General features: G+C 43.3%; 12 protein-coding genes. 6 read left to right on the top strand and 6 right to left on the bottom strand.

Annotated features, from left to right (window positions below):
* Positions 1–7: 7 nt before the first annotated feature.
* From GCU39_RS16970 to GCU39_RS32030, 3 genes are all read right to left on the bottom strand, one after another.
* The gene (locus tag GCU39_RS16970; RefSeq protein WP_152394600.1) at positions 8–559 is read right to left on the bottom strand and encodes a PadR family transcriptional regulator; all 552 of its coding nucleotides are present in this window, start codon (positions 557–559) and stop codon (positions 8–10) included.
* An 822-nt stretch (positions 560–1,381) separates the two neighbouring features.
* Positions 1,382–1,594, bottom strand: coding sequence for a hypothetical protein (locus GCU39_RS16965; protein WP_152394599.1), 213 nt, complete (start codon positions 1,592–1,594; stop codon positions 1,382–1,384).
* An 81-nt stretch (positions 1,595–1,675) separates the two neighbouring features.
* A complete protein-coding gene (locus GCU39_RS32030; protein ID WP_227793242.1) occupies positions 1,676–3,613 on the bottom strand; it encodes a hypothetical protein in 1,938 nt (645 codons plus the stop codon).
* 300 nt (positions 3,614–3,913) lie between these two features.
* Between GCU39_RS32030 and GCU39_RS16955 the strand changes: the two genes are divergently transcribed.
* From GCU39_RS16955 to GCU39_RS16935, 5 genes are all read left to right on the top strand, one after another.
* Complete coding sequence (locus tag GCU39_RS16955; RefSeq protein ID WP_152394598.1) at positions 3,914–5,257, top strand: phenylacetate--CoA ligase family protein; 1,344 nt, start codon at positions 3,914–3,916, stop codon at positions 5,255–5,257.
* Between the two features lie 72 nt (positions 5,258–5,329).
* Positions 5,330–6,571 (top strand): phenylacetate--CoA ligase family protein, encoded by a 1,242-nt coding sequence (locus GCU39_RS16950; RefSeq protein ID WP_152394597.1) that lies wholly within the window; start codon positions 5,330–5,332, stop codon positions 6,569–6,571.
* A 51-nt stretch (positions 6,572–6,622) separates the two neighbouring features.
* Positions 6,623–7,645 carry a bifunctional 3-deoxy-7-phosphoheptulonate synthase/chorismate mutase gene (locus GCU39_RS16945; protein ID WP_152394596.1) on the top strand — a complete coding sequence of 341 codons (1,023 nt, stop codon included), beginning with the start codon at positions 6,623–6,625 and terminating at the stop codon, positions 7,643–7,645.
* Between the two features lie 81 nt (positions 7,646–7,726).
* Positions 7,727–8,335 carry a chorismate pyruvate-lyase family protein gene (locus GCU39_RS16940; RefSeq protein ID WP_152394595.1) on the top strand — a complete coding sequence of 203 codons (609 nt, stop codon included), beginning with the start codon at positions 7,727–7,729 and terminating at the stop codon, positions 8,333–8,335.
* Between the two features lie 3 nt (positions 8,336–8,338).
* The gene (locus tag GCU39_RS16935; protein ID WP_152394594.1) at positions 8,339–8,599 is read left to right on the top strand and encodes a hypothetical protein; all 261 of its coding nucleotides are present in this window, start codon (positions 8,339–8,341) and stop codon (positions 8,597–8,599) included.
* A 191-nt stretch (positions 8,600–8,790) separates the two neighbouring features.
* Here the strand turns inward: GCU39_RS16935 and GCU39_RS16930 are convergent, their stop codons facing one another.
* Together GCU39_RS16930 and GCU39_RS16925 are read right to left on the bottom strand one after the other, a co-directional pair.
* Positions 8,791–9,078 (bottom strand): hypothetical protein, encoded by a 288-nt coding sequence (locus tag GCU39_RS16930; RefSeq protein WP_227793241.1) that lies wholly within the window; start codon positions 9,076–9,078, stop codon positions 8,791–8,793.
* 17 nt (positions 9,079–9,095) lie between these two features.
* Positions 9,096–9,353 carry a hypothetical protein gene (locus GCU39_RS16925; RefSeq protein ID WP_227793645.1) on the bottom strand — a complete coding sequence of 86 codons (258 nt, stop codon included), beginning with the start codon at positions 9,351–9,353 and terminating at the stop codon, positions 9,096–9,098.
* Between the two features lie 124 nt (positions 9,354–9,477).
* Between GCU39_RS16925 and GCU39_RS16920 the strand changes: the two genes are divergently transcribed.
* Complete coding sequence (locus GCU39_RS16920; protein ID WP_152394591.1) at positions 9,478–10,263, top strand: CPBP family intramembrane glutamic endopeptidase; 786 nt, start codon at positions 9,478–9,480, stop codon at positions 10,261–10,263.
* Between the two features lie 158 nt (positions 10,264–10,421).
* On the opposite strand, the gene GCU39_RS16915 is transcribed toward GCU39_RS16920, so the two are convergent.
* Positions 10,422–12,212: a flavocytochrome c gene (locus tag GCU39_RS16915; RefSeq protein ID WP_227793240.1), complete on the bottom strand. Its 1,791-nt coding sequence runs from the start codon at positions 12,210–12,212 to the stop codon at positions 10,422–10,424.
* Positions 12,213–12,224 lie beyond the last annotated feature (12 nt).

Below are 12,224 nucleotides of genomic sequence, written 5' to 3'. Positions count from 1 at the left end.
AACCCTCTCATCTCCCTTCAATCAATTCATTTATTAGACGGACAACGAACGCTTGCTCGCTCTCGATTAAGCTTATCGGATGCAAGAACAGCGCTCTTACGTTCAGCGGCATGCTGACACCGCCTTGTGATTCGTACTTTTGGTTAATTGTCATCGAAATTTGAGCAAGGAAATCCAACCGTTTCCGTAAAGCAATGATAGCCTCGTCTTTCCCGATATGAGGCAAAGCAGCCAAACCGAGATCGAAGCGGATGTCGCGTTCCCTTGTTGAAGACAGACTGTCAAGGATTTCATTTCTCAAATTGGCCATACCAGCTTCGGTGAGGGAAAAGAGGGTCGGCATTGGTCCCTTGCCGGATTTCCCGTCGGATTCCTCGGGTATGATCCATCCTTTATCGCTCAACTTCTTCAGTCCTACATAGATCGAAGTCGTACTGATATTAGCCCATTCTCTGTAGCCTCGCTGATCGACTAGCTTCTTGATATCGTACCCGGAAGCTTGGCGACATTCCGCGAACATTTGCAGGAGCATGAATTCGACATTCGAAATTGTGTGCATTAGGGGCCTCCTTATATTTTTTATTTCATATGTGTAATATAACACTGGTGTAATAAAAGATCAATAACCGAGACTACCAGATAAATATTACAGGCTCGTATGGCGCTATATTTTCGATCTGCCTTGTATTTATGGTGACCGCTGGAGAGCGTTTCGTTGGAGCGAAGAGGTCAGGGGTTCGATGCCCCTAGGCTCCATACTTAAAGAAGCCTTTAAACACAAGGGTTTCCGAGTGTTTAAAGGCTTTTTTCTATGCATGAATAATGAAAGATTTAAGAACATGGTCTCACGTTTGGTCACACTAAAGAATTTTTTGGTGGTATTTCGTTTTTTCGGAAGCCAGCAGGAGCGCCTGTTTTTAAGGATTATTAAATATTTGATTGGGGAATAAAATTCAACCATCGAAGAAAACGTTGAAAAGCAAGTACGAGTTGCATATGTTGCAATGTCGAGGCCTACTGACTTGCTGTGTATTGTTTTGGATGAAGCAGTTTATTTGGAAAACAAAGACAGGGGTTCGATCCCCCTAGGCTCCACCATATAACGAATATGAACCACGTCTTCGGACGTGGTTTTTGTTGTGGTGGATTGCTAGGGGCGAACCCCGGGGTTCAGTCCGCGCGGACGGAGTGAAGTGAAACGATGAGGAGGTCCCCGCAATGTAATCGGAATAATCTCCGAAACGAGCCGTCACTTTGTGGGGTAAGAAAACGGCGTCTCATAAGGTTATCATCGTCGAATGATTATCAGCGGCAAATTAATCAGGAAATACCTCTGCCTATTTGTGCGAAATATAGGGGAAATTCATGTGTTGCAAGTTGACTATTTAAGCTGACTAAGTGCAGTTCGCAACACTTCTTGGCCAGTTGCAACGGCACCCTTCTTAAGGGCAGTTACGACTCTCCCTAAAACAACATCTGGTGTTTGGTTTTCATCATTCACTGCATCTAGAAGTTGTCTGCCGATGTTGTTAGCGCCGCTTTTTAATGTAGATTCAAGGAAGCTATTGGCAAATTCGCTGTGTTCTTTAGACATTTTTCTCACCTCCTTCCGAAAATACGGAAATCCCCCTGAGATAAAGACTGATGTGAATTCGCCAGTTGTCTTTCTTACAGGTCATTTCACTTTCTTTTCTAAGGCCATTTGCTTCGCCGTTTTTTTGACTTTATCTCTCGCAAGATCATTGGTCATTTGCTTCGCCGTTTTTTTGACTTTGTCTCTCGCAAGATCATTGGTCATTTGCTTCGCTGGTTTTTTGACTTTATCTCTCGCAAGATCATTGGTCATTTGCTTCGCCGTTTTTTTGACTTTGTCTCTCGCAAGATCATTGGTCATATCTTTCGCCGTTTTTTTGACTTTATCTCTCGCAAGATCATGTGTCATATCCTTCGCCGTTTTTTTGACTTTATCTCTCGCAAGATCATTGGTCATTTGCTTCGCTGGTTTTTTGACTTTATCTCTCGCAAGATCATTGGTCATATCCTTCGCTGGTTTTTTGACTTTATCTCTCGCAAGATCATTGGTCATGTCCTTCGCTGGTTTTTTGACTTTATCTCTCGCAAGATCATTGGTCATATCCTTCGCCGTTTTTTTGACTTTATCTCTCGCAAGATCATTGGTCATTTGCTTCGCCGTTTTTTTGACTTTGTCTCTCGCAAGATCATTGATCATGTCCTTCGCTGGTGTTTTGGCTTTATCTCTCGCAAGATCATTGGTCATTTGCTTCGCCGGTTCTTTGGCTTTTTCTTTCGCACGTTCTTTAGCCTTTTCTTTCGCTTCTTCTTTAGCCCGTTCTTCAGCTTTTTGTTGGGCTATTTCTTTCTTCTTTTCATCATCTGCCCAGGTAATGAGGGCGCTGCCTACAGTCCGAGTAGCTTCAATTAATATGGAAATGGGACTGTAGTTTGGTATGCTTTCAAGTGCTGGTTTTCCTTCTAGCGCTTGCAGTTTTTGCTTGGATAGCTGTTGCCATGCCGAATTTTGTGTTTGATTCTCCAGTCTTCTAAAATGCGCAGCAGCGTCTTGGTTCCGACCTATCCTAGCGTAAGCCTCACCGAGTTCATAGATGAGCTGTAATTGCTCATCGGTGTCTAGCGTGTCAGATTGTGTATTAAGGAGGAAGGTAAAGTCTTCAATCACCGTCTTCGCCCGTTGGAAATATTCCTCTGGGAGATTGTAAGAGGACTTGCCGCGAAGCAGTCGGATCGTACTGTTGTGTGGATCGGCGGATACCGCATTGTCGAGTACTTTTAATCCATTAGTTGACCATTTCAATTTCTCAGAACCCTTCGTTTTATCTCTTGCAATCAATATCATTGTGCTGCCATAGTAAGCATCAACAAGAGGATGATCTGGATAATCGACACGTAGCTGTTCTAAAAACCGATGTGCTTCTTGAACAGCAGTTACATTCCCAGCTGCGCCATCTATATAAAGTTGGATAGCTAGGGTGAGTCTGTCATTGAACGGGTCAGACGGGGAATATAGGTTATTTTCGGTCAATGAGTTCGTATGATCATCGCTTGATGTTGAACTCTCATTCAAGTCTGTGAAGGCAAGACGCTGTAAGACTTCATTCGCCTTATCCTGATTTCCGATATTTTGGTAGGCTTTACTCAGCTTTTGAAGTACTTCTCTGACTTGTTTTTGGGTAAGGTAATTTGAATCTTGTTGATATCGGTCAAGGAGGAACATGAAGTCCTCGATCGCTGTTTTCGAAGAATAGAAAAAAGACTCGGGCAGATGCAGGCAGACGCTTCCGCGTAAAAAGCGAACTTCTTTTTCGTTCGGATCCAATGTTACTGCTTGATTCAATGCCTCCAGACTCTCTAGTGCTTTTTCTTCTTTCTCAACAAGCTTAACGGAATCGCGTGATAAGAGGGCTAATGTACTACCGTAATAGGCTTCAATAAGCGCATTATGAGGCTGGGACTCACGGAGCTTTAAAAGCTCCTCATTCGCTCTTCTCGCTGCCTGTTTGTCTCCTTCAACCCCATCTTGATGGAGCTTTATTGCTTCCTTGAATTGTTTATCAGGATTGCTCTCGTTTGACATTTTTACCTAACCTCCAATTTACTGCGGGATTCTATGAAAACCGAGTTTCTTTACGCCAATTTCTCATGATTTCGAAGGCTATATACTCGTTACGATATGTGAACTTCTACTACTATGATTGGATGAGATAATCACTTTTTAGAAGATATACGGCTGTCCGAGTCAAGCCTGACATTGCTAGCATTTCATAATAGGGTGACTAGGGAGGAGGGAGCGTATCTACTACTAGTAATCAATAAGAGATTGCTAGACGAATTACCATGCCGGAGGTTTGGACTGAAAATGTTTAGGAGGATTTCTATGAAAGCACAAACCCATAAAATGAAGGTATCCGTGGACGAACATACATCCCATTTAGAACAATTCAAAGCTTTTTTCAATCAATTGGATGAGGATGGAAGCACCATTGAGAAGCTGCCTCGGCAAAGAATTGAAGATTATCAGTTAAAAGCGATTAACGCAACACTTACTCATATTTGGAATCGTAATGAATATTATCGCTCAGAGCTGGAAGAAGCAGGCTTTACAGTGCCAGAAATTGAAAGTCTGGAGCAATTAACAAATGTACCGCTATTGAATAAAGACGTCATTCGAGGCGATAAGCAGAAAATCTTATGCTTAGATCCGAAAGAAATCGGTCAGGTTCACCTCACGAGCGGTACTTCGGGAAAACCTATCTATACCTCGTACTCGTTAGCTGATCAGTATGTCTATGATTTACTGCCGAAATATTTGGAATTGTTTAAGGAAACGGATGTTGATGTGGTGGCCATTGCCTTGCCTTATGAATTTGCTCTGCCCGGACTTGGATTTCAGCGGTTGTATCAATTTGCTTTTGGAACGGCAGTACTGTCACTTGGCAAAGGCGGTTACATGGCTCCCGTCGATAAGTCATTAGAATTGATGAAGGAGTTCCAAGCAACAGTTCTGACTACGACCCCCTCCTATGCGGCACTTTTGGCTGAAGAAAGCGAGCGGTTCGGCATAAAAATCGGAGAAGATATACGATTGAAAAAAATATTGCTTACAGGTGAAGGTTGCTCCAATACATTCCGTGAGCGTTTGGAAAAATGGTGGGGATGCGAAGTATCCTTCTTCTACGGATCGACCGAATGCGGTGTCGTTGCGGTTGAATGCAGTGAGCACAAAGGTTATCACGTGATGGAAGGGCATGTAAAAGTCGAAATCATTAATCCAATGACGATGGAAAAGCTCCCTTACGGCAAGACGGGAGAAATCATTGTAACGACGCTGCTGCGCGAAGCCATGCCAATGGTGCGTTACCGCAGTGGAGATATCGGGTATTTGCAGAAATCCAAATGTGATTGTGGTATCACGATGGACGTCCTGCATCTGAGAGGAAGAATGGAGAACATGCTTCGATTGGGAGATGAAGACTATTCACCGTTCCTATTAGAACAATTCTTGATGGAAATTCCGGATGTGGGTATGTGGTATCACTTCAAATTGAATCAAGGATCATTAAAGATTGAAGCGGAACCGTTTCGGACGGATTTAACAGATGAGCAATTGGCAACGAAAATCAAGAAGCATATGGCAGATCGAATCGGGATTGATTGCGAAGTGGAGATCAAACATGATATTCCTCGAACTTTTGGCAAAGCAACGCGAATATTCAATTAAGTTGGCCAGGAGCATGGAGGATTCGCATTAACCATCCCAAAGCGCCGTGCAACACCGAGAGGAGGTGCCCTTATGACCGATATTCAGAGGGAGCAGGAGGGAAAATTCAAAAATTTTTTAGTACGCCTAACGAAATCCCCTTTATATAAGGATCGATTAGCGAAATATAACATTGATAGTATTGGAATGGATCACATCCAAACACTGCCATTGACAACAAAAGAAGATCTCCGGAACGCGGGTGCTTTCGGACACCTCGCTGTCAAGATAAGTGAGATTGCCCAATACCACGAATCCACGGGTACAACCGGGGAACCTTCCGCTTCTTGGTTCACGCAAGAAGATATGCGAGTAGGCGGAAGACAGCTGCAGGAATGTGGCGTTCGATTGACAGCGGATGATCTTGTGCTGATTCGATTCCCGTATGCCTTGGCGCTACCCGCCTTCTTAATGCAACAAGCTGCCTGGCACACAGGAGCTGGGGTTGTACCTGCAAGCGGACGTACGGTCGTTACGCCATACCCGAGAGTATTAAATCTAATGAAGCGCCTACAAGTCACAGTATTAGCAGGACTTCCACGCGAGATGGAGCTTCTGGCTGAGGCAGCGCGTCTCATCGGTTTGGATGTGTTCAAAGATTTACCAGCGCTACGGGCCATTTGTGTTGCCGGGGAATTAATGAGTGATAAACGCAAAGAGTATATAGAAATGCTGTGGGGTGTACCTGTTTATAATATGTATGGTTCGACTGAAACCGCGAATATTGCAGCCATGTGTGAATATGGCACGATGCATATCGTGGAACAGGATTTTTGCGTAGAAGTGCTACATGAAGATGGTTCAGGTCCTGTAACTCAAGGAGAGAGAGGGTTTGCGGCGATATCAACGCTCTCTCATCAAGCTTCTCCTCTGTTGCGATACTTTAATGAAGATATTATCTCCGTTGAACCTTCCATGTGTGCTTGTGGGCGAACAATGGGCAAGTTGGTTCATTACGGCAGAAGTAAGGATCGAATCGTGATCGGTGATACCATTCTAGATGCTTATGACATCCAAGAAGCAGTCTATTCGTTGACACCTGCCCCAGATGCATGGAAGGTATTGGAGCATGAGGATGGTTTGCACGTTCTTCTTGATTCGCACGATGCTGGACAATGGAGTAAGGAGGACATCCAAACTCGATTATCTGAAAAGCTTCATTTGCCTGTCACCATTCAAATCATTACCGACGCGACGCTTCTCGATCGGGTTGGACTCTTGAATAACGTGCCATCGACCAAACCGGTATATATCCAGAAGCGAAATAAAGATTAAGCTGGTGAGGGTAAGGCTACAGTTAATTTTGAAAAAGAGGGTGTGCCCGTCATGAGCGACAAATGGCAACAATTAATTACGCAATGGGATGGAATTAACCAACAATTGCTCGATCTGATGAACGAACGTGCTCGAATGGCTACGGAAATCGTTCAAGAAAAGAACAAACAGGGCATTTCACTAGCGGAGCCAGTTGGCAACCAACAACTACTAAATGAGCTTGCTACCCATACTTTTGCGAATCCCAAAGTACAAAAGGAGGCTCCGGCCGAGCGCAAGCTTCTTGTTAGCCGCCAGCAGAAGAGTGAAGATACGATTATTCAAGTAAAGCATGCTGAAATCGGCGGTTCTACGCATGTCACCGTCGCTGGACCCTGCTCAATTGAAAGCAGAGATCAGCTATTAACGGTTGCTACCGCAATGAGGAATGCCGGCATTACCATCTTACGAGGAGGCGCGTTCAAACCGAGAACATCACCGTATGATTTTCAAGGCCTTGGCGAAGAAGGGTTGAAAATCATGAAGGAAGTGGCTGATGAAACGGGTATGGTGACGATCAGTGAAATTATGAGCCCTTTGCAAATCGACACGGCAGCTCATTATATTGACATCTTTCAGATTGGTGCCCGCAACATGCATAACTTCGATCTGTTGAAAGCCGTTGGCCAAACCCAAAAGCCTGTCCTGCTGAAACGTGGCCTCTCCGCCACACTCGAGGAGTTCGTGTATGCGGCTGAATATCTGCTATCCAGCGGTAATAACCAAGTCATGTTAATCGAGCGTGGAATTCGCACCTATGAAAAATGGACACGTAATACACTTGATATTTCTGCTGTTCCGATATTGAAACAAGAGACTCATCTCCCGGTTCTCGTAGATGTCACCCATTCTACGGGTCGAAAGGATATTATGCTTCCTTGCGCGAAAGCTGCGCTTGCGGTTGGCGCAGACGGTATCATGGTCGAGGTGCATCCAAATCCGCAGGTTGCACTTTCTGATGCGAAGCAGCAGTTGAATCTTGACGAATTTAACACATTTTTGCAGGGGCTCCGCGATTCCGGTCTGTATCGTTAACAGCAAGTTATCATAACAGAAGCTGCTGTACAAAGGTTATAAATCAACACGAGTTGACATACGGCTAATGGAGGAAACTGTATGACAGATAGAAATACTGATGGCAAGGACTCGCAGCATGCGGGGGATGCATTGGATTTTTTGCAGAAACTGATTTTCGATTTGCTATTAGTGACAGACGGAAGAACTACAGATTTGCTAGAAACCTTGTTGAACGAAAAGATGCGCGTAACGGTCATTCGACAAGAGCAATTGAATGAAGAACATGCTGTTCATCAAAGGGAGTCCTCTGGTGCTCCTTTATATCTGAGAGAATCGATTTTGATAAGCGACAAAAGTGATTTTATCGTTTCTCACAATATATCAATTGTGAATTCAAAGTACGTACCAGCTTCTTTATTTGAGAAAATTGCTCACAGACAAGAGGGGATTGGTAAATCAATCAGCTCGATGGGTTTACAATCCTACAGAAAAGTGATTGACTCTGGGCTCAAGAGCGAAGAAGAGGCTGTCGATCTGTTCCAAAAGCCGATCAATCTTCGTATTCCTAAACTGCACGCTAAAATTCCTTACAAGATATATGATATTTATTTCCAATTGATGCCAGGGATTCATATGCTTGAATATTTTAATCCAGAAGTTGTCAGAAACCGTTTAAACCAGGCTATTAATTCCAAAATGGAGGGATAAAACATGAGTGAAGAGGCAATGAAAGAGCAAAAATTAGGGAAAAAAGAGGAAAAAGAAAAAGCGAAAGAGCAAGCTCGACTTGAGAAACAAGCGAATAGAGTAGAAAAAGAGAAACTGAAAGAAGAGAAGGAGCTTGAGAAATTAGCAAAGAAAAAAGCAAAGGAAGAAGAAAAAGAGAAAGCAAAAGAACAAAAAGAGAAAGCAAAAGAACAAAAAGAGCTTGAGAAACAGGAAAAAGAAAAAGATAAGAAAAATAAAGATTAATAAATACATGAAAATGAAAAAAGGGACTACTTCCTTATTTTCGTTAAAAAGGAAGTGGTCCTACATTTTTTCAACAATCCAGACCGTATAGTTTATGTATGCATTCGGAATTCAACTCAAAAAAACCTCTGGTCAATAACGTAAGTTCATCAACCAAGAGGAGAAGACACGAAACAGAGAGTCAAAATTTCCTATTTGCTTTTTTGATTATTTTTCATTTGTTCAACGAATTCCATACTTGAATTCACCATTTGTTCACTGGCATGTTGCACGCCAATTTTAACGGCTGTGAACAGTTTTCCAACAGGAATATCGGATGGTTGATTCAATCCCTCCATAGCTTCAATAATTTGCATCCCTGACACTTTCGCACCACTGTTCACCGCTATGGAATAGTTATTGGCGAAATTTAGAAATCCATTCTTCGCATCACTAAAGAACTTCGACATCCCTTGATTTCTCGTTGCCAATTGCGTCATCTCCTTTCTAAAATCACCTAATTCGGTGGTCCTTCTAGCTCATCATTGACTTGCCGTTCTTCGTCTTCAGATAACGTCGAAATGCTTCCCGAAGGTGACATCGGATCATCCTTTAGCATTGGATCTGACTGTACTTGAATTGTTCGTTCCTTGTTGTCCATGTAAAATTTTATTACTGCAACAATGACCCCGATCACAAGGACAAATGTCAGTACACCTGCTAAGGTTAGTCCAAGAATAAAGATTACGCGATCTGCAAAGCCCATTTTCTTCATATCCAAGTCAATTCTCACATCCTCTCACAACAATGCAGTATATGTATTGAGGACCTCGATAATATGGACAAATGAGTACCCTCCAGCTTAATTCCACGATTGTCTAATCCATAAGGAGGATAAAATGAATTTCACATTACTTAGGAATCTAGCTTGTCTGTTATTAGTTGGGGCACTTATTACCTCCCTTCAAACGCAAAACTACTTATTGATGTGTTTGTGGGGAGGTTGTACCGGATTGTTCTTCATTTACAAGCCAATGCGATCATTCTTACTGACAACGATAGGTTTGGGTGTCGGATTTGCTCTATATCTATTCCTAAACTCAAGTTGGATCCTCGATCTGAAGCCACAGGAATGGCATATCCTTCTAAACAGATTGTCACTGATTTGTATAATCATTCCCTTGTTTATCATAGCGTTTATTCAAAAATTACCCTTCATGCTGTATGCGAAGAAACCGCATTGGAACGAGAAGATAGGTATACCATTTATTTGGTCAGGCTTCCGTCAATCAAAAGTTAACAATTTCTTACTCATCGCAATTGCAGCGATTTCTTTTGTTTTTATGCCATTTGTTATTCGAAACGGATGGAATAACGTGCAAGAGATTTGGTTATTCGCGATCGCTTTTTCCATCATAAATGTGTTGGAGGAGATCATCTGGCGAGGAATGCTTCTTAGTCGGTTCTCAGAACAATTAGGTGATAAGTGGGCAGTAATTGTGACCAGCGCAGGGTTTGGCTTACAGCATTATTCCCTTGGATTCTCTTGGGGTGCTTGCATCGCTTATGCGCTGGGAGGGTTATATTTCGGAGGCATTACGATCAAATCCAAAAGTATCTTTCCAGTCGTGATCTGGCATACATGGATTAATATCCTTATGATTTTCAGCGGTTTCCTCTTATAATTCACAGTAGGGAATAACCGTGACACGAATAAATAAACCGCCCTGTTCGTAATGTTGCTGACAGGGCGGTTGGCTATGTCGTAGAGGGAAGCTTGTAAGCTACCAGTCAAACTGCACTCTACAAACTATTGTACGTTTTTACGACTAACCTACTAAGATTACTCTGCTACAACTTGTTTGCCTGCAATCCGGCCAAATGTGAAGACATCAGAGATGGCATTACCGCCTAGACGGTTTGCACCATGAATGACCCCTGTTACTTCACCAGCAGCGAACAGCCCAGGAATGACTTCGCCTTTTTCATTCAATACGCGAGTCTTCTCGTCGATCACCAAGCCGCCCATGGTATGGTGAACGGATGGTACAGCTTTTTCGATATAGTAAGGGCCTTGTTCAAGAGATTTCAATCCACCGCGATGTTTGAAATCAAGGTCTTTACCTGTTTTCGCATACGCATTTACTTTCTTAATCGTTTCTTTCAAAGTGTTCACGTCAATTTTGAAGAAATCAGCCGCCTCTTCAATCGTATCGGCTTTATAGAGTAAGCCTTGTTTAACGAGTTGATCGTATTCGTCTTGATGAACTTCGATCGTTTTACCGATATCCGCAATGCCTTGATTCCATAATTGATACGTATATCCGCCGGTTTGGGCAAGAATTGCTTTAGAAATAACGTCACGACGTTCTAATTCCTCAACGAAGCGCTTGCCTTCTTGATTAATCAGGATCGCACCATCGAAGCGGGAGTCTGCAACCAAGGAAATAACACCTGTCTCAGGATTACAGATAGGATACGTTTGAATACTGTTCATGTTTGTCAGCTTGGCGCCAATCGTTTCTGCCATCACGATACCGTCACCTGTAGATCCTGGTGTGTCGGTAGACATATATTTTTCATCCATTTCAGGGTTATACTTTTTACGCATCTCTACATTGGATCCAAAACCACCGGTAGCGATGATGACGCCTTTGTTCGCATGGAATATGATTTTGTCGCCAGCACCCGAAGTTGCAGTGACACCTGTTACTTTGCCGCTTTCGTCCTTCAGCAAGGTTTCGGCTTTCATATTCGTTTTGATTGTGATTTGGTCAGCGTCTGTTTTGGTTTTTAACTTCGTAATCAATTCAGCGCCTGTATGACCTACAGGAATCAACGCACGTTTTCTGGAATGGCCTCCAAATTGGAATAGATGATCAGGTAAGAACTCTACCTTGATAGCATCGCGCAGCCATTCGGCAGATGTTAGAGCATTGTCGGCAAGAATACGAACCATCTTCGGATCCCCGAGGTTGTCTCCGCCTTTCATCGTATCCTTATAGAACAAGTCAGCCGTGTCATCTGTAATGCCAAGAGCACGTTGAACCCAGTTGTCAGGCGCATTCATCTCACCACCGGAGATCAATGTGTTGCCGCCAACAGCTGGCATTTTCTCGAGCAGAACGACATTAGCTCCAGCGCTCTTCGCTTCGATCGCCGCACTAAAGCCAGCACCCCCGGCACCGATGACGACAACATCATAGGTTTGCTCAGCTTCTTCTGTGTCTTTGCTGCTACGGACTGCAGAGCCAGCGACAAGAGAAAGTCCAGACTTTGTAATGGCATCTTGAATTGCTTCGAGATATCCTTTGCTTGTAACCGTAGATCCGCTAATGGCATCAACTTCTGCGCTGTTCGTTGTCATGACATCTTGCTTGAGCTGCGTATACACAGGTTCTGCAAGTACTTCATTTTCCTTATGCTCTGTTACTTTAATGTCAGTGATTTTGTTATCTGCAAAGGAAACTTGTACTTTAATATCGCCATGTTTACCTTGCCCAACGCCTTCAAAGACTTGAACTCCGTTTGCATCTGCAGCGGGTGCTGCATCTTTGCCGCCGCAGGCAGCAAGCGTGAACATAAGACTGAGGACGAGTAGAATAGATAACAGCTTTTTCGTGTGAGTTCGCATAATATCTCCTTC

The organism is Paenibacillus guangzhouensis (genome assembly GCF_009363075.1).
Lineage (GTDB): Bacteria > Bacillota > Bacilli > Paenibacillales > Paenibacillaceae > Paenibacillus_K > Paenibacillus_K guangzhouensis.
Note: the sequence above shows the minus strand (reverse complement) of the source record. Positions and strands in the feature narration are given on the sequence as shown.

Coding starts and splice junctions, on each gene's coding strand:
- GCU39_RS16970 (WP_152394600.1), bottom strand. CDS start 559: ATGCACACAATTTCGAATGTCGAATTCATGCTCCTGCAAATGTTCGCG.
- GCU39_RS16965 (WP_152394599.1), bottom strand. CDS start 1,594: ATGTCTAAAGAACACAGCGAATTTGCCAATAGCTTCCTTGAATCTACA.
- GCU39_RS32030 (WP_227793242.1), bottom strand. CDS start 3,613: ATGTCAAACGAGAGCAATCCTGATAAACAATTCAAGGAAGCAATAAAG.
- GCU39_RS16955 (WP_152394598.1), top strand. CDS start 3,914: ATGAAAGCACAAACCCATAAAATGAAGGTATCCGTGGACGAACATACA.
- GCU39_RS16950 (WP_152394597.1), top strand. CDS start 5,330: ATGACCGATATTCAGAGGGAGCAGGAGGGAAAATTCAAAAATTTTTTA.
- GCU39_RS16945 (WP_152394596.1), top strand. CDS start 6,623: ATGAGCGACAAATGGCAACAATTAATTACGCAATGGGATGGAATTAAC.
- GCU39_RS16940 (WP_152394595.1), top strand. CDS start 7,727: ATGACAGATAGAAATACTGATGGCAAGGACTCGCAGCATGCGGGGGAT.
- GCU39_RS16935 (WP_152394594.1), top strand. CDS start 8,339: ATGAGTGAAGAGGCAATGAAAGAGCAAAAATTAGGGAAAAAAGAGGAA.
- GCU39_RS16930 (WP_227793241.1), bottom strand. CDS start 9,078: ATGACGCAATTGGCAACGAGAAATCAAGGGATGTCGAAGTTCTTTAGT.
- GCU39_RS16925 (WP_227793645.1), bottom strand. CDS start 9,353: ATGAAGAAAATGGGCTTTGCAGATCGCGTAATCTTTATTCTTGGACTA.
- GCU39_RS16920 (WP_152394591.1), top strand. CDS start 9,478: ATGAATTTCACATTACTTAGGAATCTAGCTTGTCTGTTATTAGTTGGG.
- GCU39_RS16915 (WP_227793240.1), bottom strand. CDS start 12,212: ATGCGAACTCACACGAAAAAGCTGTTATCTATTCTACTCGTCCTCAGT.